Here is a 23,627-nt window from a genome sequence, read left to right as displayed (position 1 = left end):
GCCCGCCAATCTAGCCAGCGTTGACCTGGGGCGTGTCGAGGACGGTGACGTGGTGGTCGAGGTAGGCCAGCGGGGCGACGTCCGGGTCACGGTGGTGTTCGACCACGTCGATGAGAGCCAGGCATGTCGGGAAGGCGGCCAGGGTGTGGCGCAGCTGCGTCCGCTCGAGCGCGGTGGTCATCGGCGGTCTCCTTCGAAATGACCTAGACTGAACTTTGTGGAGAGCGTCTCCGTTTGCTTCAGCAAGGACATGGAGGCAGTCTCCGCCATGCCAATGAAGGACCCCGGGCAGTGGAGGAGCGTACAGATGGCTGGCGTGGCAGGCAGGGCTGATGCCGTGCGCAACAGGCAGAAGATCGTCGAGGCCGCCAGGGAGTCCTTCTCCGAGCTCGGGCTGGAGGCGCCCCTGGATGGCATCGCCAAGCGCGCCGGCGTCGGGGCGGGCACGCTCTACCGGCACTTCCCGGCCCGCGAGGACCTGGTCGGCGCCGTGCTCGCGACGCAGATCGTCGGGCTCGAGGAGTCGCACGAGGCGCTCCGGGCCAAGGGGCTGGGCGCCGGGGAGGCCCTGGAGGAGTGGGGCATCGTGCTCCAGCGTTGGATGACCAGCTATGTGGGACTTCCCGAGCCGCTGCGCCAGGCGCTCGACGGTGGCTGCGGCAGCCTGGGCGTCGGCTGCGAGCGGGTGATCGGGTGGACCGACGAACTGGTGCAGGCCGCCAGGCAGGAGGGCGTGGTGAAGGATCACGTCACCGGCCGCGACTTCTACCGCACCATGCTGGGGCTGGCCTGGGTGGCGACCGCTGGAGGTGCGGGCTGCGAGGACGTCGCGCCGCTGTCGCGGATCGCGCGCGAGGGCTGGCGGGCGGCTCCGGTGGCCTGAGCCCACTGCGGAGGCAGCGGGCGCTTGATAACTGGAGAAGTCTCCCTATCCTCGAAATGGATGGTCTCTCCACTTCAGTGGGCCTCTCGACGCACCCTCGGGGACCCAGAACCGCACCACCTCGCACCACACCGTTCTCAGAACCACGAAGGGCAACCCATGAGCGTCTCCGTCCCCCTGTCCGTCCTCGACCTGGTCCGCTTCGACCCCACCGCCGAGGGCCCCGCCGAAGCCATCGCCCGCAGCGTCCGGCTCGCCCAGACGGCCGATCGCCTCGGCTACCGCCGCCTGTGGTTCGCCGAGCACCACAACGCCGCGTCGATCGCCTCGTCGGCCACCTCGGTGCTGATCGAGCACGTCGCCTCCCAGACCGAGCGCATCCGCGTCGGCGCCGGCGGCATCATGCTGCCCAACCACTCGCCGCTGGTGATCGCCGAGCAGTTCGGCATGCTCGCCTCGCTGCACCCCGACCGCATCGACCTGGGCCTGGGCCGCGCTCCCGGCACTGACCAGACGACCATGCGGGCACTGCGCCGCACCGGCCGCGAGTCCGACAACTTCCCCAGCGACGTGGTGGAACTGCACGGCTTCCTGTCCGACCAGTCGCGCATCCCCGGCGTCGCGGCCCACCCCGGCCAGGGCACCAAGGTGCCGCTCTACATCCTGGGATCCTCGCTCTTCGGCGCCCGCCTGGCCGCCCAGCTCGGCCTGCCCTACTCCTTCGCCTCGCACTTCGCCCCGGCGATGCTGCAGCAGGCCGCGCAGGAATACCGCGAGGGCTTCGATCCGAACGGACCGCTCGCCCCGGCCGACGCCAAGCCCTGGTTCATCGCCGCCGCCAACGTGATCGCCGCCGACGACGAGGACGACGCCGCCGACCAGCGGCACCGCGCCGAGGCCCGGTGGCTGCGCGACTTCCTCTCGCGCGGCGGCAGCAATCCCAGCGACGCCGACATCGCGGCCGCACGCCAGCACCCGCAGGGCCAGCAGCTGCTGTCGATGCTGGAGTGCACCTTCTCCGGCACCGGCCAGCAGGTTGTCGCCGGCCTCGACGGGTTCGCCCAGCAGGTGCAGGCCGACGAGCTGATCGTGGTGAACATGGCCATCACCGAGGAGCAGAAGCAGCACACCCTGGAGCTGCTGGCACCCCAGCAGCAGTGATCCGGGCCGCTGGTGCCGGCACCGGGCCTGCACCAGTGACAGCCTGTCGGAGCGTGGGTCCTCAGTGCTTGCGCCGCACCGCCCCGATGACCTTCTGGACGGCCGCCACCGTGTCGACGATACGCAGCACCACCGCCGCCCCACGGCGTGCCGGGTCGGTGCTGGAGATGTTGTCGCGCAGGGTCCAGGCGTACTCGACCAGCGCCTGCAGGTCGGGCAGGCGCCGGGCCTCGAGGTCTGCGAACCAGTGCGCTGATCCCGAGGCGCCGTGCTCGGCGAGCAGGAAGCCGTCCTCCAGGCCGGAATTGACGCCCTCGCCGGTGGGCGGCAGGACGCTGTGCGCGGCATCCCCGATCAGCAGCAACCACTCGTCGAAGGCCAGCCGGTCGCACACCACCACCGCGCCGCCGAAGGGCTTGCGGCCGAAATAGTCGACGAGGTCGTCATGGTTGAGCAGGGGAGCGGCCAAGGGCGCGTTGCGCTCGATGTGGGCGCGCAGCCCCGCAATCGCCTGCCCGGTGGGGTCGTCGGACAGCAGCAGCTCGGCCGACTCGTCGCCGTCGATGGCGCTCAGCATCACGCCCCAGACGCCGTCGGACAGCGTGGCGGTGTAGATGCCCTTGGGACCGAAGATGTGGTGGATCGACGGGTCCAGCCCGGGCGCGCTGGCGCGCGGCCCGGAGAAGGCGACGCGGAAGTGCACGCCCCAGTCGCCGATGCGCGGTTCGAAGCCGGGGACCTGCTCGGCCAGTGCGGTGCGGGCGGTCGACCACACGCCGTCGGCGGCCAGCACGCGGGCTCGCCGGCCTCGACGTGCACCTGTCCCTGCTGGGTGGAGAAGGTGAGGGTGCGCCCGGCCAGGTCGAGACCGACCAGCCGGTGGCCGGGGCAGTAGGTGATCCGTTCGTCGTCGAGCACCCGCTCCAGCAGGATCTCGGTGAGGAAGGCGCGGGTGGTGGCGACCAGCTTGCCGCTGTCCAGGTGGGCGACGCGGCGGTGGCCCGAGTAGATGCGGAAGGCCTCGACCACCTCGCCGTGCTCCCGCAGGCGCCCCAGGAGCGTCGGGTCGATGCGGCGAAGCGCCTCCTGGCCGCGGGTGTTGACCCCGATCGGATAACTGTTGGCGCTCGAGAGGTCCAGTTCCTCGTGTGCCTCGTGGAGGGTGACGCGGTGGCACTGGGCGGCCAGCAGCAGACTGGCGGCCAGTCCGACCGGCCCGGCGCCCAGGACGATCGTGTGCGGGGTGGTCTCGGTCATGGGTTCCTCCGGATGGTCGTCCGGCAAGTCAAGAACACGGGGCAATCGGTGGGCAGAAGGGTGGGTAGCGTGGGCCGGGTGAAGATCCTCGTGACTGCCTTCGACCCCTTCGGCGGCGATGCCGTCAATCCGGCACTGGAGGCGGTGCGGCTGCTGCCCCCGACGATCGCCGGCGCCGAACTGGTCACCCTCGAGGTGCCCACCGTCTTCGGACGCTCCATCCGCACCGTCACCGGGGCCATCGACGCCCACCAGCCCGATGCGGTGCTGTGCGTCGGCCAGGCCGGTGGGCGCAGCGGCGTCACCCCGGAACGGGTCGCCATCAACGTCGACGACGCCCGCATCCCCGACAACGAGGGAAACCAGCCCATCGACCAGCCCGTCGTCGACGGCGGGGCACCCGCCCACTTCTCGAGCCTGCCGGTCAAGGCCATGGTGCAGGCCATCACCGAGGCAGGCCTTCCCGGCGAACTGTCCAACACCGCCGGCACCTTCGTCTGCAACCACCTGATGTACGGGGTACTGCACCACCTCGCCCGCCAGCGTCTGGACCAAGTGCGCGCAGGCTTCGTGCACGTCCCCCTCATCCCCGAACAGGTCACCGGAGGCGAAGGACCCTGCCTACCGCTGTCCGACATCGCCCGGGCCCTGACCGTCGCCATCGAGGCGGTCGTCGCCCACGACGGGGACCTCCGCCTGGCGATGGGCGCCACGCACTGACCCCCTCTTCCGGCAGCCAGGAACGGTGACATCGGCCCATGATGGAATGGGATCCATGCAGACCCAGACCATTCCCGCCGCCCGCGCCACCCAGGCGCTCGCCGCCGCCTCCACCGTCTTCGCCTGGTATGCGTTGCCGGACGTGGTGCGCTCCCGGGCGGTGCGTGGCTGGGCCAAGACGGCGCTGATCGCCGGCTGTGTCGGCACCGTCGTCGCCACCGACGACGGCTCGATCGACCCGAGGCGGGCGCAGCAGGCGATGGAGAAGGCCGACCTGGGCGACATCGTTCCCTGGATGGTGGCCGTCGGCGGTGTCCTGCTGGCAGGCTCCACCGCACTGTCGGTGGTGGTGGAGAAGAAGATCTTCGCCCGGGGCGAGCGTCGTCGTGCCGCCGGCGTACGGGGCGCGCACACGAGGCTGGCCGTCGTCGCAGCCGTGGTGACGGGCCTGCTCAGCCTGGTCGACGAGGACCGTCTGGTCGGCGAGGACTGATCCAGTCCCGGCGAACCCCCGCGGCTCACTCCTCGGGGACGGTTCCCACCTGCTTGGCGGGCAGGCCCACCATGATCGCCCGCGCCGGGACGTCCTTGGTCACCACGGCACCGGCACCGACCCCAGCACCGTCGCCGATGGTGATGCCAGCCTGGTCCTGAAAGTGGCAGCCAAACCGATCGTCTCGCCGGCGTTCAATGCGTCCAGCAGGGGCTGGAGTCCGGGGATTTCACTCATGGGTCTGCCTTTCGGGGGCCCTCCAGAAGGGGTGGGACTGCAGCCTGCCACGGCCGCGCGTGTTCCCGGCTGACGCACCCGTCACGGGACGGTCGGCAACCCGCTCACCCGGGCGCGGGGCCGCTTCCGGCCAGTGGGACGCTCACCCGCACGAAGTCGGGGTCGACATCGCAGCTCACCTGGCAGGCTTCGGCCAAGGCGCTCCACCGCGCCTGCTGTTCGAGCGAGGGGGAGACCACCAGCGCCACCAGCTGGGTGGAGGTGCCGCTCAGGGTGAGCAGCTGTCCAGCGGTGGCGGGCAGCCCGGCATGGTCCAGGACCTCACCCAGCTCCGCCAGTGAGCCCGGGTTGTGCTCGTCGTCCAGGGTGGAGTTCACCGTCCAGCCCGCCTGGCGCAACCGGCCCAGCGAGTCGAGGAAGTCCTCGTGCCCGGGGCCGAGCACCAGTTCGTCACGCAAGGTGGCCTCCAGCCGTCGCGCTTGGCCCTCCAGCACGGGGTAGCCCGGGTCATGGCTTCCCTCGGCCACCGTGCGCAGCAGCGGCAGCGCCACGTCGGTGACCCGCTCCGACCAGTACTGGGCGACGTGGGTCTCGGCCTGCAGGTGGCTGGCAGCACGCCGCATGGCCTCGGCCACCTGCGCCTGGGAGGCGTTCTCCTCGGCGACTGCGCGGGCCACCTGCAGGGCCACCAGGGCGATGAGGCCCTCAGCGATGCCCGTGGTCAGGGAGATGTGCAGATACAGGAAATCGCGCAGGCCCACCGAGTAGACCAGCGAGCCCTCCTGCACCAGTCCCCACAGCCCCAGCATCACAGCGCCGCGGGCGAGGGGCACCTGCAGGACGGCCAGGTGCACCAGCCCGGCGGCGGTCCAGCCGATCCACAACGGGTAGACGGTCTCCATCTGCTCGGGGGCCAGCCACAGGTTCAGCCACCAGGCGAGGGTGGTGCCGACGAAGATCGCCACCTGCCCCCAGATGGTCATCTGGTGGTGTCGCAGGCGTCGCAGCCACCACACGCCCCAGACCACCAGGAGGGCGGCCACCGTGCGCATCGGCCAGGCGGGCTCCAGCAGGCTGCCGGCGAGCACCGCCATGAACGGGGTGATGGCCAGTGCCGGCCAGGAAGTGCGGGCCAGCACCCAGGCCAGCGAACTCGACCCCAGGCGGGGCCAGGCCGCTCCGACGCTCCGGTCGTCCAGCGCGGGCCAGACCAGGCGCACCGTGGTGCCCTGCCCCGGTGAACTGACCACCGAGGAGGCGCCGCCGGCATCCTCCAGTCGCTCCTGGACCGAGTGGCGAAGCCCCAGGCGGCCCTGGGCCAGGGCGCGGGTGGGGTCGAAGCCCCGCCCGTCGTCACGAATGGTGATGTGCCACTGGAAGCCGTGCTCGGCCACGTCCACCTCGGCGTGCGTGGCGTGGGCGTGCCTGGCGACGTTGACCAGCGCCTCGTGGGTGGCTGCGACCATGGCGCGGGCCACCTCCTTGGGGACGGGGTCGCTGTGGCCGGACAGCCGCGCACCGGCACGAACCAGGGCAGGATCGGTGACCAGCAGGTCCTCCAGGCGCGCGGTCACCTGACTGTCGCGGACCTGGTCGATGGCCGCGACCGCGGTGCGGCACTCCTCGACGACCATCGCGTGCGGCACTGCGCCGGAGCCGCGGCTGATGGCGTGCAGGGCGTGCAGGACGTGGTCGTGCAGCAGGCGGGCAGCCTCCCGGCTGGCATCCTTCTCGGCCCGCTCCACCTCCCTGCTGTGCTCGGCGCGCAGCCGTCGGGCCATCTGGTGGTCGGCCTGGCGGGCGAGCAGGTCGAGCCCGTAGCCGAACAGGGCCATCATCGCCACGGGCATGGTGAACCACGGCACCGGGGCCAGGCGCTGGGCGGTGATCTGGATGCCGTCCAGCCACAGCATGAGCGGGTCGAGGACGGTCAGCAGGCCCAGGACCAGCGCGTTCACCACGGCGAAGGTGCGGCGGGTGACCAGGGTGACCGACCAGCAGACCCAGGGGATCGCCCAGAAGCCGGGGGCCCACCAGTTGAGGGCGTGCAGCTGGACTCGCAGCGGCATCCACCACAGCGTCGCCGCCAGCAGCAGCGCACCGCAGAACCACATGCCCAGCCTGCTGCGGGGTCGCAACCACAGGCCCACCAAGGTGGCCACTGCGCTGGCGATGACCGCCCAGGTAGCCGGACGGATGTGGCCGACGCCGCGCAGGTCGGCCTCGGTCAGCGGCACCATGGCCAGCGGGATGATGAGCAGTGCCGCGGTGATCCCCATGGCCCGCATGCCCGCGGCGACGCCTTCGCGCGAGGTGCGCATCCGGGTCTCGGGCCCGCGGGAGGTCTGCAGTCCACCGAGTTCCGGGGGCGCGGCGAGCGCCCCGGGCATGTCTGTGAGGAGGACTGGGGGAGTCACGGCGGTCCCGGGGAGAGGGGTGGTTGAAGGGGCGAGCACCACGCGGGCCCTCGCGGGACGAGTATCGCACGCCGCAATTCACTGTGGGGCATGCCCTGCGGGGCGGTCAGCAGGCCTTCAACCAGCCCGTCGGATAGCCTCGGTCCCCATGGACCAACTCGATGACTTCATGGTCGGCGCCCTGCTCGGGATGACCGTCGGCGCACTCAACCACGTGGACCCCAGCAAGGCCCCCGAGAACGAGGCGGCCCTGATGCGCCTGCTCTCCATGCCGGAGCCGCAGCGAGGGGCCGAGGCTGCCACCCTGGTACGAGCCCTGGACTGGGACGAGTCGGTCACCGACGTCAACGACCAGGGTGTGCAGCAGCTGGTGGCCTGGGGGCTGCTCCTGCGCGACCTGTGACCCATCCCTGGTAGGGCGAGGACCCCTGGGGCCGGCTGTTGCGGGCACATCAGCCATGCGCATAAGCCATTTCCTTGCGTGCGCCCTGCTCGCGGGCTAGCGTCGAGGGCATGACGAACCAGAAGAAGATCCTCATCGTTTCCACCGACTTCGGCGTGGAACAGCCCGAGATCGTCGTGCCCGCCACCAAGCTCAAGGAGCTGGGCCACGAGGTGGTCGTCGCAACCCCCTCCGGCCAGGACGTGCAGACCTTCGTCAACGACAAGGACCGTGGCGAGGTCTTCCCCGTAGACACGAAGCTGGCCGACGCCCAGGGTGACTTCGACGTGGTGCTGCTGCCCGGAGGCACCCTGAATTCCGATGCCGCCCGCATCGACGGCGAGATCCAGCAGGTCGTCAAGGCCCAGGCCGAGGCCGGACGCACCGTCGCGGCCATCTGCCACGCCCCGTGGGTGCTGGTGGAGACCGGCCTGGCCAAGGGCAAGACCCTGACCGGCTACGAGTCGATCCGCACCGACCTGGCCAATGCCGGCGCCACCGTCGTCGACGAAGAGGTGAAGGTGTGCCCCGCCAACGGCTGGACGCTGATCACCTCCCGTACCCCCGACGACCTGGACGCCTTCGTCAAGGCCGTCGACGAGGCCTGAGCCGCCGCTGACGATTGCAGCACAGGGCCGCCGCACCCGATCGGGTGCGGCGGCCCTGCTGCGTCCGGACGTCAGTCCGGTCGCCTCACAGGCTGCTGCGGAAGCGGCGCAGCCGCAGGCTGTTGAGCACCACCGAGACCGACGAGAAGCCCATCGCCGCTCCGGCCAGCATCGGGTTCAGCAGACCCGCTGCGGCCAGCGGGATCGCCGCCACGTTGTACCCGAAGGCCCAGAACAGGTTGCTGCGGATGGTGCGCAGCGTCGCCCGGGAGAGCCGGATGGCGTCCACCGCGACCCGCAGGTCTCCCCGCACCAGGGTGAGGTCGCTGGCCTCGATGGCCACGTCGGTGCCGGTGCCCATGGCGATGCCCAGGTCTGCCTGGGCCAGGGCGGCGGCATCGTTCACACCGTCACCCACCATGGCCACGGTGCGTCCCTGCTGCTGCAGCTGGGACACCACTGCCACCTTGTCCTGCGGCATCACGTCGGCGCGCACGTCGCCCTCGTCGATGCCGACCTGGGCTGCGACGAAGCGGGCGGCCCGCTCGTTGTCGCCGGTGAGAAGCATCGGGCGAAGCCCCAGCTCGCGCAGCTCCCCGATGGCGCGGGCGGAGCTGTCCTTGATCCGGTCCTCGACCACCAGCACGGCCCGGGCGCGGCCCTGCCAGCCGGTCATCACGGCGGTGAGGCCACGCGACTGTGCCTGGTCGACGGCCTCGTGCAGCTCGGCCGGGATGGCCAGGCCGTGGTCGGCGAGGAGCCGGGGGCGGCCCACCAGCACGTCCAGGCCCTCGACGGTGCCGCGCACACCCAGCCCCTCGACATTGGCGAAGCCGGTGACCGTGGGCAGTTCGCCGGCCTCGCGGGCGCCGGTGCTGATGGCGCGGGCGATCGGGTGCTCCGAGGAGTCCTCCAGGGCACCGGTCAGGCGCAGGGCCAGGGCCTCGTCCTCGCCGGGGGCGACGTGGACGGTGCCCAGCGTCATCTCGCCGGTGGTGACGGTGCCGGTCTTGTCCAGCACGATCGTGTCCACGCGACGGGTCTGCTCCAGCACCTCGGGGCCCTTGACCAGGATGCCCAGCTGGGCGCCCCGGCCGGTGCCCACCATCAGCGCGGTGGGGGTGGCCAGGCCCAGGGCGCAGGGGCAGGCGACGATCAGCACCGCCACGGCGGCGGTCAGGGCGGCGGACAGGCCTGCCCCGGTGGCCCACCAGTAGCCGAAGGTGGCCAGCGCGATGACGATCACCACCGGCACGAAGACCCCGGAGACCTTGTCGGCCAGCCGCTGGATGTCGGCCTTGCCGGCCTGGGCATCCTCCACCAGCCGGGCCATCTGGGCGAGCTGCGTGTCGGCTCCCACCCGGGTGGCTCGCACGACCAGCCGTCCGCCGGCATTCACCGTCGCACCCACCACCTGGTCGCCGACGCCCACCTCGACCGGCACGGACTCGCCGGTCAGCATCGAGGCGTCGACGGCGGAGCTGCCCTCGGTCACGATGCCGTCGGTGGCGACCTTCTCACCGGGGCGCACGACGAAGTGGTCACCGGCGGCGAGCTCCGCGATCGGGACGCGGACCTCGCGGCCGTCGCGCAGCACGGCGACGTCCTTGGCGCCCATGTCCATCAGGGCGCGCAGTGCCGCACCGGCCCGTCGCTTCGAGCGGTGCTCGATGTAGCGGCCGAGCAGGATGAAGGTGATGATGCCGGCGGCGGCCTCCAGGTAGATGTTGGCGCTGCCGTCGCCGCGTTCGATGGTCAGCTCGAAGGGGTGCTTCATGCCGGGCATGCCCGCCTCGCCCCAGAAGAGCGCGTAGACCGACCAGCCGAAGGCGGCCGAGGTGCCCATCGAGATCAGGGTGTCCATGGTGGTGGCACCGTGGCGCAGGTTCTTCCACGCCGCCCGGTGGAAGGGCCAGGCACCCCAGACCACGACGGGGGAGGCCAGGGTGAGGCTCAACCACTGCCAGTGGGTGAACTGCAGTGCCGGGACCATCGCCATGGCGACCACCGGGATGGTCAGCACGGCGGAGACCAGCAGGCGGGTACGCAGGGAGTCGAGGGCCCGGTCGGTGGGCTCCTGACCGGCCTCGGACGGGGAGTCGGCGGCGCCGGTCGCCGTCTCGGTGGCCGGAACCCGGGCCTGGTAGCCGGCCGCCTCGACGGCCGCCACCAGGTCCTCGACGGTGGTGCCGACGGGCATCTGGACCCGGGCCTTCTCGGTGGCGTAGTTGACGCTGGCCTCCACGCCGTCGAGCTTGTTGAGCTTCTTCTCGATCCGGTTCGCGCACGACGCGCAGGTCATGCCCACCAGGTCCAGTTCCACCTCGCTCGAGCCGGCCTCGGGTGCCAGGTCGATGGTGGTCCGCGGGAGTGCGGGGGTGGTCATCAGTGCCCTCCTCGGGGCTCGTCCTTTGCAAGTACCCCAGCGGGGTATATGTATAGAACAGTACCCCCCATGGGTACCGGTATCAAGTACCCATGGGGGGTATGGGCGGGAGGGGTTGCCCGGATGCTCGCCGCGAGCCTGCTCAGCCGATCCGGCCGCCGCGCATCGCGGCGATGACGCCGCCGTCGCACAGGATGTCCGAGCCGGTGACGAAGGCGCCGCGCTCGTCCATCAGGAAGGCCGCCAGGCCACCGATCTCGGAGGGGGTGCCCATCCGCCCGGCGGGGGAGCGGTCCAGCATGACGCGGTAGGCCCCGGCCTGCGGGCCGTTCATCTCGTGACGGCCCAGCGGCGTCGAGATGATGCCCGGGCTCAGGCAGTTGACCCGCGCCCCCCGGTCGCCCCAGGCCAGTGCAGCCGCCTGCACGCGCAGCGGATTGGCGCGCTTGGCCAGGATGTAGGCCGCGCCGGAGTCGTCCACCTCGGCCAGGGCAGGCAGGGCCGCCAGCTCGTCCAGCCCGGCGAAGGCCAGCTGCTGCTCCAGCTCGGCGTCGAAGGAGCCCATGTGGCCCGCCTGGCTGGCGATCACGATGCCCGAACCTCCCTCGCCGATGACCTTGCCGAAGGCGTCCAGCACGAAGGCCGTGCCCATCAGGTCCACCGCGACGATGGCCTCGGGCGGTGCCTGGTTGGGGGAGACGCCGGCGGCGTGGACGACGCGGGTGACGGTGCCCAGGCCGTCGGCGAAGGCGGCCAGCGCCTCCACCTGGTCGCGCCTGCTGACGTCGACGAGGTGCGTCTCGACGGTGAAGCCCTCATTGCGGAGCTCCTCGGCGCGGGTGTCGAGCTGTTCCTGCTTGAGGTCGGCCAGCACGAGGGTGCGGCCCACGGCGCACTGCCGGGCGATGGCCACGCCGATGCTGCCGGTGCCGATCAGGACGGCGATCTGGTCAGTCATGTCTCCTCCTGTGGGTGCTCGGGGTACGGGTCAGTCGTGGATGCGCAGGCCGTTGAGCATCTCGACGGTGTTGGGGCTGCTGTGGTCGATGATCTCCGAACGGCCCAGGTCGAGCCCGGCGATCTCGTCCATCTCGGCCGCGCTGAGCTCGAAGCCCCACACGTCGGCATTGGCCTTGATGCGCTCGCTGGTCACCGACTTGGGCAGCACGCTGACGCCGCGCTGGATGTTCCAGCGCAGGGCGACGTGGGCTGCGCTGACGCCGTGGGCCTCTCCGATCCGGCTGAGGACGTGGTGGGTGAAGATGCCGTGCTGGCCCTCCGCGAAGGGGCCCCAGGCCTGCGGGGCGACACCCAGCTTGCTCATCGTGGCCAGGGCGTCGGCCTGCTGGAAGAAGGGGTGCAGCTCCACCTGGTTGACGGCCGGCACGACGCTGGCGTTCAGCGCCAAGTCCACCAGGCGCTCGGGGTAGAAGTTCGAGACGCCGATGGCGCGCACCAGGCCCTCGTCGAGCAGCTGCTCCATGACGCGCCAGGAGCCGTAGTAGTCGTTGAAGGGCTGGTGGATCAGGTACAGGTCGAGCCGGTCGAGGCCGAGCTTCGACAGCGAGGTCTCGAAGGCGGCGCGGGCGGCCTTCTCGCCGGCGTCCTGGATCCACAGCTTGGTGGTGATGAAGACCTCGTCGCGGGCGATGCCGCTGGCGGCGATGGCGCGGCCGACGGCCTCCTCGTTGCCGTAGGCGGCGGCGGTGTCGATCAGCCGGTAGCCGGCCTCCAGGGCCTCGCTGACGACGCGCTCACACTCGGCGGCGTCCGGGACCTGGAAGACGCCGAAGCCGAGCAGGGGCATCTCGACGCCGTTGTTCAGGGTGACGGTCTGCTGTGCAGTCATGGTGTTCGTCCTTGCTCTGGGGTGCTGTGCCGCCAGTCTGCGTGCCGCTGTGGCAGGAGAACAGTGCCGATCGGTCAGACTGGCATAACCTTGGTGCATGGTCACCGTTGAGCAGCTGCGTCACTTCCTTGCCGTCGTCGAGCACGGGACGCTGACTGCGGCCGCCGACGAGCTGCACCTGTCGCAGCCCGCCCTGTCGCGCTCGATGCAGCGCTTCGAGCGGGCCTTCCCCTCGCCGCTGTTCGAGCGCAGCGCCAACCAGGTCGCCATCACCGAGGCCGGGGAGCTCGCCGCCGTCCATGCGCGACGGGTGCTGGCCGAGCTCGACGAGCTGCACGCCGCCGTGGCCGAGCTCGACCGGCGCCGCCGCACCATCGACGTCGTCTCCTGCGCCCCGGCGCCGCTGTGGCGGCTGCTGCCCCGCATCGAGGCGGCCTGCCCGGGGCTGACGATCACCTCCCGGCTTGGGAGCCTCGACGAGGTCTCGCGTGCGCTGGCCGAGGGCGAGGTCCACGTCGGGATCAGCACCGAGCCGCCGCCCGACGACGTGCCGGGCTTCCGCTGCGGCGTCGAGCACCTCTTCCTCTCGGTGCCACCCGCCCACCCGGCCGCTGCACTGCCCGGCATCCGGCTGGACCAGCTCGACGGCGAGACCATGCTGCTGCACTCCCGGATCGGCTTCTGGGCAGAGCTGGTGCGCTCCCGAATGCCGCGCGCCCACTTCCTGGTCCAGGAGCCCGACGCGCTGGTTGAGATCGCCCGCACCTCCAGCCTGCCGGTCTTCAGCACCGACCTTGCGCTGGCCGAGCTCGGCGCGGACCCGCACCGCGTCCAGGTGCCGGTGCTGGACGAGCAGGCCAATCCCACCTACTGGTGCCACCTGTCGCCGCGGGCCGACGAGCGGCTGTTGCGCCTGGCCCGCACCATCGGGACGAGGGGGCTCTGGCGCAATTGAGGGGGTGCGGCAGGACGGGCTGATCGTCATCTCTGGCAGCATGTCGGCATGACCAGTGCCGGTGACCAGCCCGCCCCGCCGCGTCCCCTGACCGCAAGGGAGCGCGAGACACTCCAGTGGATGGTCCTGCACGGCACGGCCGATCCCCAGCCCACCGACGAGGAGCGCCGCGCGTGGCTCGTCCAGGTCCCCGGGGCCATGGTGTACAGGACTTGCGGTTGCGGTGCGTGCCCGAGCATCGAACTGGATCCCGGGGACCCGTCAGGGCCGCGGACGGTGCTGGCCGGCGAGGCCGAGGGGCTGGGCCTGGCGCTGTTCATCGACGACGGCAGGCTCTCCTACCTGAAGGGCTTTCCCGTCGAGGAGGGCGTCTTCCCGGTCTTCCCGCCGGTCGAGGAGCTCAGCTGAGTCTCCGGATCGGAGGGGTGACCATCCCGGGACAGGCGTGGCCACCAGCTGGTTCGATGGGCCCATGTCGATGCACTTCTACCGTCCCGCCGACGGCCACGGCCTGCCCCACGATCCCTTCAACGAGATCGTCGCTCCCCGCCCCATCGGCTGGATCGGCACCCGGGACGCCGACGGCCGCCGCAACCTGGCGCCCTATTCCTTCTTCAATGCCTTCAACCACCGTCCGCCGATCATCGGTTTTGCCAGCATCGGCTGGAAGGACACCGTCGCCAACTGCGCCGCGACAGGCGAGTTCACCTGGAACCTCGTCAGCCGTCCGCTGCTGGAGCAGATGAACCAGACCTGCGCCCCGACCGACGAGGACGAGTTCGAGCGCGCCGGACTGCTGGCCGCCGAGTCGGTCGAGGTGTCCGCGCCGAGGGTGGCCGCGGCCGGGGTCAACTTCGAGTGCCGCGTCACCCAGCAGCTCGAACTCACCGACCGTGCCGGCGACGGGGTGGGCACGTGGGTCACCTTCGGCGAGGTCGTCGCCGTCCACATCGACCAGGCCCTGCTGCCGGACGGCATCTTCGACACCGCCGCCGCCCTGCCGATGCTGCGTGCCGGTGGCCCGGCGGCCTACTTCGGCGTCGACCCCTCGACCCGCATCGACCTGCACCGGCCCTGGGACTGAGTCGCCGCGTCACCTCGCCGACGGATTCCTCAGGCGCGCTCGTCTTGCAGCTCCTGCGCCGCGCCGACCAGCCCGGGCCGGTCATCGGTGACGGTGGCCAGCAGCAGCGCGCCATCCACCTCGGGCGCCTTCGCGGCCCGCAGCACCTCGGCCGCCTTGTGCGAGAAGTCGCGCCCGGCGCGTCGCTCGGCGGTGCCCGCGCGGCTCGGGTCGGCGAAGGCGACCAGCACCTCCGCGGCGTGCGAGCGCACGGCGGCGTCCTCGCTGTCGAGGGCGGTGGCCAGCGCGTCGATGGCCGGTTCGCCGTACTGCAGCAGCGCCCGGGTCAGGCCGTGGCGGAGCTCCGCCTTGTCCGAGCCCAGGTGCCCGACGAGCACGGCCAGGCTCTCGGCCGATGCGATGCGGCCCAGCGCCCACCAGGCCTTGGCGGCGACCACCGGATCGGGGTCCGAGGCGTGGGGGAGGATCGCGGGCGTGGTGGCCGGGTCACCGATCTTGCTCAGCGCGTGCAGCACCGGCTCCTTGGGGACGCCGTCGCGCTCCAGCGCCGCGACGAGCACCGGCGTCGCTGCCTGTGGCCGGGCCACGACCGCCCAGATGAGGGTCTCACGGACGAAGTCGTCGGGCTCGGCGGCCATCTGGTCGACCAGCTCCCACATCAGCGGGCTGGCATCGGCCATCCCCAGGTGCAGGGCTGCCTGCTGGCGCACCGGCGCCTCCTCGGAAGTGAGGGCGGCCATCAACGTCTCGAGCGTGTTCACACTGCCAGAGTAGGTCGCCGAGCCAGAGACACCTGTGTGGATGTCCCGGGTTTCCTGCCCACTGGGCACGTCGGGACCCCACCGGGCACGTGCTGCACGACCTGCCCGGTCGGCCCCCCACGTGCGCAGTGGGACCGGGGTCCTGTGCGGGCGTGGCGGGTACCCCGGATTTGAGCGCAAAGTAGGATCTTTGTGCCCCGACACATGCACGAAGGAAGCGCCATGAAGGTCCTGCCCACACACACCCACCATGCCCGCCTCGCGGCCCACGCCCTGTGACCGTCGGTGACGGCCGTCCCTCCGGACGCACCGCGACCTGGTGGACCATCCTGTGCCTGCTGGCCGGCCTGCACCTGATCGGCCTCGGTGCGCTGGTGATGTCGGTCGGGCAGTCCGACGACTCGCCCGGCCTGGGCGGTTTGGGTCTGGTGAACGCCATCATCGGCCTGGTGGTGCTGGTGCGGGCAGTGCAGGGACGCAGACGGTGAGCGAACAGTCCGCGAGCACTCCCGCGGCCCCCACCGAGATGACCCGCGAGGCGAAGCTCGCCGTCGGGGTGCTCGTCTTCGGCGCCTTCGCCATGATGCTGAACGAGACGACCCTCGCGGTCGCGCTCCCGGCGATCATGGCCGATTTCGGGGTCGCCGCCAACACCGCGCAGTGGCTGATGACCGGCTTCATGCTCACCATGGCCGTGCTGATGCCGGCGATGGGCTGGGTGATCGACCGCTTCACCACGCGGACCAACTTCATGGCCTCGCTCGGCCTCTTCCTGGCCGGCACCGTCGCTGCCGCCCTGGCCCCGAGCTTCGCGGTGCTGCTGCTGGCCCGCGTGCTGCAGGCAGCCGGAACCACCATCCTGATGCCGCTGCTGATGACCATTGTGATGCGCGTCGTGCCGGTGAACCGGCGCGGCACTGTCATGGGGTTGATCTCCGTGGTGATGGCGGTGGCCCCGGCGCTCGGCCCGTCCGCGGCCGGAATGGTGCTCTCCTTCTCCACCTGGCACACGATCTTCTGGCTCATGGTGCCGCTGGTGGGAGGCGCCGGCCTGGTGGGGCTGGGCGTGATGCCGAGTGTCGGCGTCACCAGGCGCTCCCGCTTCGACATCGTCTCCATGCTGCTGTCCGCCGTCGCCTTCGGCGGGCTGATCTATGCCATCAGCTCGATCGGGGCCATCCTCGGGGGCGGACCCAGCGGACGCATCGCGCTGGGCCTGTTCGCGCTCGGTGCCGCCAGCCTGCTGGTCTTTGGACGGCGCCAGGTCCGTCTGGGGCGCACCGACGACGCCCTGCTCGACCTGCGCCCCTTCACCGTGCGCAACTACTCCCTCTGCCTGGGAGTGTTGCTGCTGGTGCACGCCGCGCTGCTGGGTGCGCTCAACGTGCTGCCGCTCTACATCCAGCAGTCGCTGCTGGCCACTGCACTGGTCTCGGGGCTCGCCGTGCTGCCGGGCGGTCTGCTGGAAGGCCTGCTCTCGCCGCTGTTCGGACGCATCTACGACCGGGTGGGGCCGCGGCTGCTGGTGGTCCCCGGGGCCATCATCGTCGCCGCATCGCTGCTGGTGCTCGCCACCGTCGACCACCGCAGCTCCCTGGCCTTCGTCATCGCGGTCCACGTGATCTTCTCGGTGGGCCTGTCGATGGTCTACACGCCGCTGATGACCACCGGCCTGGGATCGCTGCCCCACGAATTGCACGCCCACGGCTCGGCCATCCTCAACACCCTGCAGCAGCTGGCCGCCGCCATGGGAACCGCCTTCATGATCGCCACCTATTCCGGGGTGGCCGCCGGTCGGATCGCCCAGGGGATGGGGGCGCCCGAGGGACTGGGGGAGGGGGCCGCCACCACCTTCCTGGTCACCGGCCTGGTGGCATCGGTGGCTGCCGTCGGCTCCTTCTTCGTGCGGCCCGTGCCCTCCACGGCCGGGCACTGAGATGCCAGCGGCCGGCCCCGTTGCCGTCACCAGGGTCGGCATCTCACTGCGGCGCAATGGCGACCGCCGGTTGGCCGCGGCTTGTAGAATTGGTCCGACAGCGCGTCGGACGGGCCGCCGCGTCGCCCCGGGAGATGATGAATGCTGACGGTTCTGGCACTGCACCTGCTCGCGGCCGTCACAGCACCTCTCCTGATCACGCACCTCGGTCGGCGTGCCTTCTGGTTGCTCTCCCTACCCTCCGTGGCCACCGCAGCCTTCGCCGTCGCCCACCTCAGTGCCGTGAATGCCGGCCAGGAACCCATCTACCGCCGCCCCTGGGTGCCTTCCATCGGCCTGGCGATCGACCTGCGCATCGACACCCTCGCCCTGGTGATGAGCCTGGTCGTGGGCATCGTCGGCGCCATCGTGCTGGCCTACTGCAGCGCCTACTTCGACGCCGATGAACCCCACCTGGGACGATTCGCGGCGCACCTGACCGCCTTCGCCGGGGCGATGACCGGCCTGGTCTGGTCGGACAACCTGCTGCTGCTCTACCTGTTCTGGGAGCTCACGACGATCCTGTCCTACCTGCTGGTGGGGCACTACATCAAGAGTGAGGACAGCCGCAATGCCGCCACCCAGGCGCTGGTGGTCACCACCGCCGGCGGCCTGGCGATGCTGGGCGGCATGGTCCTGCTGGCCGTCGAGGCCGGCACCTGGGACCTGGCCGAGCTGGTTGCCGCCGCCCCGCGGGGCCCGCTGGTCAGTGTCGCCGTCGTGCTGCTGCTGGTGGGGGCCATGACCAAGTCGGCCCAGGTGCCCTTCCACTTCTGGCTGCCCGGCGCGATGGCCGCACCCACCCCCGTCTCGGCCTACCTGCACGCCGCGGCGATGGTGAAGGCCGGCGTCTACCTGGTGGCCCGGCTGGCCCCCGGCTTCGCCACCGCCGACGCCTGGCGCCCCACCATCCTGGTGCTCGGCGGCGCCACCATGCTGATCGGTGGCTACCGCGCGTTGCGCCAGGTGGACCTCAAGCTCGTGCTCGCCTACGGCACCGTCAGCCAGCTCGGCTTCATGATGGTGCTGGTCGGCACCGGCACCCACGACGCCGCCCTGGCCGGCATCACCATGCTGATCTCCCACGCCGTGTTCAAGGCGGGGCTCTTCCTGTCGGTCGGCACCATCGACCACGCCACCGGCACCCGCGACGTGCGCTCCCTGTCCGGCCTGGCGCGGCGGATGCCGTGGCTGGTGGTGGCCACCACACTGTGCTGCGCCTCCATGGCCGGGCTGCCCCCGATGGCCGGCTTCGTCGGCAAGGAGGCCGTCTACGAGACCTACCTGCACGGGGCTGAGCCGTGGTCCCGCTGGATGCTGGCCGTCCTGGTCCTGGGCTCGGTGCTCACCTTCGCCTACAGCGCCCGCTTCCTGTGGGGTGCCTGGTTCGACAAGCAGGACGTCGAACCCACCGAGCTGCACCCGCCGAAGGTTGCCGCCACCGCCCTGCCCCTGCTGCTCGGCATCGGCAGCCTGGCCCTCGGATTCGCCGCCGCCCCCATCGAGGCACTGGTGCGCCCCTACCGGGAACTCTTCGAGCCCTCCGACCACCCCATCCACCTGGCGCTGTGGCACGGCTTCGGCCCCACCCTGCTGCTCACCGCCATCACCATCGCCGCCGGTGCCGTGATGGCCTGGCAGCGACGGCGCGTCGCCCGCCTGCAGGGCGCCCTGCCGCACCCGCCGGCCGCCGTCTCCGCCTACCGCCTGGGCATGCGCGCCCTCGACCGCATCTCGGTCGAGGTGACCGGCTTCATGCAGCGCGGCTCCCTGCCGTTGTCCCTGGGCCTGATCCTGGGCGTCTTCGTCGTCTCCTCGGCCCTCGGCCTGGCCGGCACCCGGCTCCGGATGGACCCGCTGGCCTGGGACGAGTCGGCCCAGCTGGCCGTGGTGCTGGTCGCGGCCGTCGCCGCCTTCAGCAGCGTGCGCTCCCACCGACGGATGCGCGCCGTGATCCTGGTCAGCATCACCGGCTATGCCTGCGCCATGGTCTTCCTCATCCAGGGCGCGCCCGACCTGGCGCTGACCCAGGTGCTGGCCGAGACCATCTCGTTGGTCATCTTCGTGCTGGTGCTGCGCCACCTCTCGGCCCGCTTCAAGGAGGAGCCGCCGGCCTGGGAGCGCGGCCTGAGGGTGGCCTTCGGGATCGCCTCCGGCCTGGTGGTGGCGCTCGCCACCCTGGTGGCCGGATCGGCCCGCACGGCGCCGCCGTCCTCGATCGGCTGGCCCGACGGCGCCCTCACCTTCGGCGGCGGCGGCAACATCGTCAACGTCGCCCTGGTGGACATGCGTGCCTGGGACACCATGGGCGAGATCTCGGTCGTGCTGGTGGCCGCCACCGGCATCGCCAGCCTGGTCTTTCGCAACAGCAAGCGCGTCGAGGCCAACCGTCGCGACGTCGCCGCCATCCGCGACGAGCGCGGCAACAACACCGGCGCCCGATGGCTGGCCACCGGAACCGACACCGAGGACCGCCGCGCCTCGCTGATCTTCGCCGTTGTCACCCGGATCGTCTTCCACACCATCATGATGTGGTCGCTCTACCTGCTGTTCACCGGACACAACGCGCCCGGCGGTGGCTTCGCGGCCGGCCTGGTGGCGGGCATGGGACTGGTGGTGCGCTACCTGGCCGGTGGCGCCCAGGAGCTGCGCGCCACCGCCCCCGTGATGCCCGGTGTGCTGCTCGGCTCCGGGCTCTTCCTGTCGGCCGGCTTCGGCCTGGTCTCGATGATCGCCGGCGGCGACGTGCTGCAGAGCTGGACCTTCGACTTCCACCTGCCCCTGGTCGGCGACCTGCACCTGGTGACCAGCGTCTTCTTCGACATCGGCGTCTACCTGGTGGTCATCGGCCTGGTGCTCGACATCCTGCGCAGCCTCGGCGCCGCCCTGGACGAGGATCCGGGCCGTGACCTCCAGTACGTGCAGGGTGGCGGGGTCATCGGCGCCGTCGAACCGAAGGAGTACCGCCGATGAGCCCCAACCTCGTGCTCTCGCTGCTGGCCGGGACGCTGTTCGGCTGCGGCGTGGTGCTGCTGCTCTCCCGAAGCCTGGTGCGTGCCCTGCTCGGCATCATGCTCATGGGCAATGGCGTCAACGTGGTCTTCATGGTGGCATCGGGCCCTTCGGGCAAGGTGCCGCTGATCACCAAGGACCAGCTCGGCAAGGTCGTCGTCGGGCCCGGCGGGATCAGCGACCCGCTGCCGCAGGCGATGGTGCTCACCGCCATCGTCATCACCCTGGCCATGACCGGCTTCGTGCTCGCGCTGGTGCACCGGCAGTGGCAGCTGGCCGAGACCGACACCGTCGAGAACGACCCCGAGGACGAGCGCATCGCACGGATGGCGGAGACCAACGACACCTCCGGGTCCGACTACACCGACACCGCCGACCCGCACGCCCTGGCCGACGACGTCGAGGACGCCCCGCCCGAACCCATGCCGGACGGCGACGAGCCCGGCGAGCTCGAGGAGATCGAACGATGACGGCCGCCTGGCTCGTCCCGCTGCCCGTGGTGCTGCCCCTGATCGGTGCCGGCCTCACGGTGGTCGCCGGACGTCGCACCGTGCTGCAGCGCATCATCACCGCCACCATCTTCCTGGCGGTGGTGGCGATCGCCGCGACCCTCCTGGTGACCGCCAGCCATGGTGAGCGCCTGACCGTGGCCGTGGGCGGCTGGCACCCGGTCGACGGCATCGTCCTGGTCGTGGACCGGCTCAGTGCCCTGATGCTGCTGGTCAGCTCGGTGGTGACCACCGGCGTCATGTTCTACGCCATGGGCCAGGGCGTGGCCTCCGACGACCTCGAGGACGGGGGAGCTCCGCTGCCGATCTTCCACCCCACCCTGCTGGTGCTGTCGGCGGGCGTCTCGACCACCTTCCTGTCGGGTGACCTGTTCCACCTCTACGTGGGCTTCGAGATGCTGCTGTTCGCCAGCTTCGTGCTGCTCACCCTGGGCGGCACCGAGTCGCGGGTGCGCGCCGGTGCCAACTACGTGGTGGTCAACCTGGTGAGCTCGATCATCTTCCTGCTGGCCATCGGCCTGGTCTATGCCGCCACCGGCACCGTCGACATGGCCCAGCTGGCGCAGCGCCTGGACGACCTTGCGCCGGCGACCAACCTGATGCTGCACGCCATGCTGCTGGTGGGCTTCTGCATCAAGGCGGCCGTCTTCCCCATGTCGGGCTGGCTTCCCGACTCCTACCCGACCGCCCCGGCGCCCGTGACGGCGGTCTTCGCCGGCCTGCTGACCAAGGTGGGCATCTACTCGATCATCCGCACCGAGACCCTGCTCTTCCCCGACGGCCGCCTGGACGAGGTGCTGCTGTGGGCGGCGCTGCTGACGATGGTCGTCGGCATCCTCGGCGCCGTCGCCCAGGACGACATCAAGCGACTGCTCTCCTTCACCCTGGTCTCGCACATCGGCTACATGGTCTTCGGCCTGGCCGTGGGCAATGTGCAGGGCGACTCGGCCGCGATCTTCTACGCCGCCCACCACATCACGGTGCAGACGGCGCTCTTCCTGGTGATCGGCCTGATCGAGCTGCGGGGCGGCTCCACCTCTCTGGACCATCTGGGTGGCCTGCTGAAGATGGCGCCCGGGCTGGCGCTGCTCTTCTTCCTGCCGGCCCTCAACCTGGCCGGCATCCCGCCGCTGTCGGGCTTCCTGGGCAAGGTCGGCCTGCTGGACGCCGCCGCCCAGCAGGGCGGCTGGCTGGCCTGGACGGTGATGGCCGGGGCACTGGTGACCAGCCTGCTCACCCTGTACGCCATCAGCCGCGTCTGGGGCCGGGCCTTCTGGCGCACGCCCAGGGCCCTGGTCACCGCCGCCGACGGGAGCTCCGCCGACGTCACCGGCGAGCAGGCCGAGGCGCTGGTGGCCTCGCGTCCCCTGCCGCGCAGCGTGGTGCTGCCCAGCGCCGCGCTGGTGCTGCTGAGCTGCCTGTTTACCGTGGTGGCGGGGCCCCTGTTCGGCTACACCGACGGCGCCGCCCGCCAGCTCGCCGACCGGGCCGGCTATGTCTCCGACGTGATGACCACGGGAGGTCGCTGATGGCTCGCCCGCGCCTGTCCAACCATGGACGCAATGCCTCCACCGTTGCCCTGACGGTGGTGTGGGTGATGCTGATGGGCCAGGTCACCTGGATGAACGTGATCAGCGGCCTGCTCCTGGCCATGCTCATCCAGTGGCTCTTCCCGATGCCCTCGCTCACCGCTCAACTTCGGGTGCACCCGTGGAAGACAGCGGTGCTGCTGGCACGCTTCGCCTTCGACATGGTGCGGGCCAGCTGGCACGTCGCCTGGCTGGCGATCCGCCCCCGGCCGGTGGGGCGGGGCAGCCTGGTGGACGTGCAGCTGCACCTGCACGATGACCTGCGACGCACCATCGTCGCCGAGTTCACCTCGCTGGTGCCGGGAACGGTCGTCATCGACGTGCACCCCGAGACCAGCATCCTGACCATCCACGTGCTCGACATCACCGACGAGGACCTGTTGCGGCGCGAGCAGGAGAACATCTGGGCGCTGGAGCAACGTGTCGCCGCGGCGCTGGAGGTCCGTCCCAAGCCCTTGGACGACCAGCACGACCAAGCAGACCAGGACAATCAGGAGGGGGACCGATGAGTCTCGAGGCGGTGATCGACGTCCTGCACGTGCTCAGCGTCGTGGTGCTGACCATCTCTGCGCTGCTGGCTGTGGCACGGATCGTGGTGGGCCCCACGGTGCTGAACCGGGCGCTGGCCAATGACGTGCTGGTGGCCACCCTGGTCTGCACGCTCGGCCTGGAGGCGGTCATCAGCGACCACTCCAGCACCTTGCCGATCCTGATCAGCCTGTCCCTGCTCGGCTTCATCTCGACGGTGGCGATCTCGCGCTTCGTGGCGCGCGACATCGACAAGGACGAAACGGCGGTGGCCGCCCCCGGCCTGCCGGCCGAGCCGGGCGGGGCACGACGGAGGGATGGGCGATGACCGGGCAGCTGCTCGACCTGTTCAGCGCACTGTTGCTGCTGGCCGGCTCCCTGCTGTGCCTGTGCGCGGCGGTGGGTCTGGCCCGCTTCCCCGACCTGCTCAGCCGGATGCATGCGGCGACCAAGCCACAGGTGTTGGGCCTGGTGCTGGTGCTGCTGGGCACCGGCCTGGGGATGCGTTCCGGCCTCGACGTGGGGATGCTCGTGCTGGTGGCGGTCTTCCAGCTGCTCACCACGCCCGTGGCCTCGCACATGATGAGCCGCAGTGCCATGCGGGCCGGCCAGGTCTCCGTGCCCAAGGACTTCCGTGACCTGTCGCACGAGGAGATTTCGGGGGCGGATGCCTCTGCGAAGGGCCTGCCCCGCGACCGGTGAGTTGACTTTGCCTGAGCTCGTGGAGTCCGAGGGGAAGCACACTGTGGCGGCTCCAGCAC

General features: G+C 70.9%; 24 protein-coding genes. 17 read left to right on the top strand and 7 right to left on the bottom strand.

Features of this window, described 5'->3' with window-relative positions; genetic code table 11:
* Positions 1-10: 10 nt before the first annotated feature.
* Positions 11-181, bottom strand: coding sequence for a hypothetical protein (locus ACYVKA_RS03130; protein ID WP_394275045.1), 171 nt, complete (start codon positions 179-181; stop codon positions 11-13).
* Positions 182-307: 126 nt separating this feature from the next.
* On the opposite strand from ACYVKA_RS03130, the gene ACYVKA_RS03125 reads away from it, so the two are divergent.
* Both ACYVKA_RS03125 and ACYVKA_RS03120 read left to right on the top strand, forming a co-directional pair.
* Positions 308-883 (top strand): TetR/AcrR family transcriptional regulator, encoded by a 576-nt coding sequence (locus ACYVKA_RS03125; RefSeq protein WP_460702893.1) that lies wholly within the window; start codon positions 308-310, stop codon positions 881-883.
* A 159-nt stretch (positions 884-1,042) separates the two neighbouring features.
* On the top strand, positions 1,043-2,044 hold the full coding sequence (locus ACYVKA_RS03120) for an LLM class flavin-dependent oxidoreductase (protein ID WP_460702891.1): 1,002 nt from the start codon (positions 1,043-1,045) through the stop codon (positions 2,042-2,044).
* A gap of 61 nt (positions 2,045-2,105) precedes the next feature.
* Here the strand turns inward: ACYVKA_RS03120 and ACYVKA_RS03115 are convergent, their stop codons facing one another.
* Entirely contained in the window at positions 2,106-2,837 is a 732-nt protein-coding gene (locus ACYVKA_RS03115; protein ID WP_460702889.1) for an FAD-dependent monooxygenase, read from the bottom strand.
* Between the two features lie 542 nt (positions 2,838-3,379).
* On the opposite strand from ACYVKA_RS03115, the gene pcp reads away from it, so the two are divergent.
* Both pcp and ACYVKA_RS03105 read left to right on the top strand, forming a co-directional pair.
* A complete protein-coding gene (gene pcp, locus ACYVKA_RS03110) occupies positions 3,380-4,021 on the top strand; it encodes a pyroglutamyl-peptidase I (RefSeq protein ID WP_460702887.1) in 642 nt (213 codons plus the stop codon).
* 55 nt (positions 4,022-4,076) lie between these two features.
* Positions 4,077-4,514, top strand: a complete 438-nt coding sequence (locus ACYVKA_RS03105) for a hypothetical protein (RefSeq protein WP_460702885.1) — start codon at positions 4,077-4,079, stop codon at positions 4,512-4,514.
* 341 nt (positions 4,515-4,855) lie between these two features.
* Here ACYVKA_RS03105 and ACYVKA_RS03100 read toward each other — a convergent pair whose 3' ends face one another.
* The gene (locus tag ACYVKA_RS03100; RefSeq protein ID WP_460702883.1) at positions 4,856-7,141 is read right to left on the bottom strand and encodes a sensor histidine kinase; all 2,286 of its coding nucleotides are present in this window, start codon (positions 7,139-7,141) and stop codon (positions 4,856-4,858) included.
* A gap of 175 nt (positions 7,142-7,316) precedes the next feature.
* Between ACYVKA_RS03100 and ACYVKA_RS03095 the strand changes: the two genes are divergently transcribed.
* Together ACYVKA_RS03095 and ACYVKA_RS03090 are read left to right on the top strand one after the other, a co-directional pair.
* On the top strand, positions 7,317-7,571 hold the full coding sequence (locus tag ACYVKA_RS03095; RefSeq protein WP_394275038.1) for a hypothetical protein: 255 nt from the start codon (positions 7,317-7,319) through the stop codon (positions 7,569-7,571).
* 110 nt (positions 7,572-7,681) lie between these two features.
* Entirely contained in the window at positions 7,682-8,218 is a 537-nt protein-coding gene (locus tag ACYVKA_RS03090; RefSeq protein WP_460702881.1) for a DJ-1/PfpI family protein, read from the top strand.
* An 85-nt stretch (positions 8,219-8,303) separates the two neighbouring features.
* Here the strand turns inward: ACYVKA_RS03090 and ACYVKA_RS03085 are convergent, their stop codons facing one another.
* The 3 genes from ACYVKA_RS03085 to ACYVKA_RS03075 form a co-directional block, all read right to left on the bottom strand.
* Positions 8,304-10,604: a heavy metal translocating P-type ATPase gene (locus ACYVKA_RS03085; protein WP_460702879.1), complete on the bottom strand. Its 2,301-nt coding sequence runs from the start codon at positions 10,602-10,604 to the stop codon at positions 8,304-8,306.
* A 142-nt stretch (positions 10,605-10,746) separates the two neighbouring features.
* The gene (locus ACYVKA_RS03080; RefSeq protein ID WP_460702877.1) at positions 10,747-11,562 is read right to left on the bottom strand and encodes an SDR family oxidoreductase; all 816 of its coding nucleotides are present in this window, start codon (positions 11,560-11,562) and stop codon (positions 10,747-10,749) included.
* Between the two features lie 30 nt (positions 11,563-11,592).
* Positions 11,593-12,453, bottom strand: coding sequence for an aldo/keto reductase (locus ACYVKA_RS03075; protein WP_460702875.1), 861 nt, complete (start codon positions 12,451-12,453; stop codon positions 11,593-11,595).
* Positions 12,454-12,550: 97 nt separating this feature from the next.
* Here ACYVKA_RS03075 and ACYVKA_RS03070 point away from each other — a divergent pair, with 97 nt between their 5' ends.
* The 3 genes from ACYVKA_RS03070 to ACYVKA_RS03060 all read left to right on the top strand — a co-directional run bounded on the left by ACYVKA_RS03070 (position 12,551) and on the right by ACYVKA_RS03060 (position 14,492).
* Positions 12,551-13,408 (top strand): LysR family transcriptional regulator, encoded by an 858-nt coding sequence (locus ACYVKA_RS03070; RefSeq protein WP_460702873.1) that lies wholly within the window; start codon positions 12,551-12,553, stop codon positions 13,406-13,408.
* A 48-nt stretch (positions 13,409-13,456) separates the two neighbouring features.
* On the top strand, positions 13,457-13,816 hold the full coding sequence (locus ACYVKA_RS03065; protein ID WP_460702871.1) for a hypothetical protein: 360 nt from the start codon (positions 13,457-13,459) through the stop codon (positions 13,814-13,816).
* Between the two features lie 64 nt (positions 13,817-13,880).
* On the top strand, positions 13,881-14,492 hold the full coding sequence (locus ACYVKA_RS03060) for a flavin reductase family protein (protein ID WP_460702869.1): 612 nt from the start codon (positions 13,881-13,883) through the stop codon (positions 14,490-14,492).
* Between the two features lie 29 nt (positions 14,493-14,521).
* Here ACYVKA_RS03060 and ACYVKA_RS03055 read toward each other — a convergent pair whose 3' ends face one another.
* Positions 14,522-15,253 carry a HEAT repeat domain-containing protein gene (locus tag ACYVKA_RS03055; protein WP_460702867.1) on the bottom strand — a complete coding sequence of 244 codons (732 nt, stop codon included), beginning with the start codon at positions 15,251-15,253 and terminating at the stop codon, positions 14,522-14,524.
* A gap of 275 nt (positions 15,254-15,528) precedes the next feature.
* Here ACYVKA_RS03055 and ACYVKA_RS03050 point away from each other — a divergent pair, with 275 nt between their 5' ends.
* The 8 genes from ACYVKA_RS03050 to mnhG all read left to right on the top strand — a co-directional run bounded on the left by ACYVKA_RS03050 (position 15,529) and on the right by mnhG (position 23,568).
* Positions 15,529-15,741, top strand: coding sequence for a hypothetical protein (locus tag ACYVKA_RS03050; protein ID WP_460702865.1), 213 nt, complete (start codon positions 15,529-15,531; stop codon positions 15,739-15,741).
* Complete coding sequence (locus tag ACYVKA_RS03045; protein ID WP_460702863.1) at positions 15,738-17,189, top strand: DHA2 family efflux MFS transporter permease subunit; 1,452 nt, start codon at positions 15,738-15,740, stop codon at positions 17,187-17,189. Before ACYVKA_RS03050 ends, ACYVKA_RS03045 begins: the two co-directional genes overlap by 4 nt.
* A 141-nt stretch (positions 17,190-17,330) precedes the next feature.
* Positions 17,331-20,201, top strand: a complete 2,871-nt coding sequence (locus tag ACYVKA_RS03040; RefSeq protein WP_460702861.1) for a Na+/H+ antiporter subunit A — start codon at positions 17,331-17,333, stop codon at positions 20,199-20,201.
* Complete coding sequence (locus ACYVKA_RS03035; protein WP_460702859.1) at positions 20,198-20,710, top strand: Na(+)/H(+) antiporter subunit C; 513 nt, start codon at positions 20,198-20,200, stop codon at positions 20,708-20,710. The genes ACYVKA_RS03040 and ACYVKA_RS03035 overlap by 4 nt, the downstream gene beginning before the upstream one ends.
* Positions 20,707-22,278: a Na+/H+ antiporter subunit D gene (locus tag ACYVKA_RS03030; protein WP_460702857.1), complete on the top strand. Its 1,572-nt coding sequence runs from the start codon at positions 20,707-20,709 to the stop codon at positions 22,276-22,278. Before ACYVKA_RS03035 ends, ACYVKA_RS03030 begins: the two co-directional genes overlap by 4 nt.
* The gene (locus tag ACYVKA_RS03025) at positions 22,278-22,847 is read left to right on the top strand and encodes a Na+/H+ antiporter subunit E (RefSeq protein ID WP_460702855.1); all 570 of its coding nucleotides are present in this window, start codon (positions 22,278-22,280) and stop codon (positions 22,845-22,847) included. The genes ACYVKA_RS03030 and ACYVKA_RS03025 overlap by 1 nt, the downstream gene beginning before the upstream one ends.
* Positions 22,844-23,194 carry a monovalent cation/H+ antiporter complex subunit F gene (locus tag ACYVKA_RS03020; protein WP_460702853.1) on the top strand — a complete coding sequence of 117 codons (351 nt, stop codon included), beginning with the start codon at positions 22,844-22,846 and terminating at the stop codon, positions 23,192-23,194. The genes ACYVKA_RS03025 and ACYVKA_RS03020 overlap by 4 nt, the downstream gene beginning before the upstream one ends.
* Positions 23,191-23,568, top strand: coding sequence for a monovalent cation/H(+) antiporter subunit G (gene mnhG / locus ACYVKA_RS03015; protein ID WP_394277802.1), 378 nt, complete (start codon positions 23,191-23,193; stop codon positions 23,566-23,568). The genes ACYVKA_RS03020 and mnhG overlap by 4 nt, the downstream gene beginning before the upstream one ends.
* Positions 23,569-23,627 lie beyond the last annotated feature (59 nt).

Source organism: Luteococcus sediminum (genome assembly GCF_054783495.1).
This window is presented reverse-complemented; position numbering and strand designations above follow the sequence as displayed.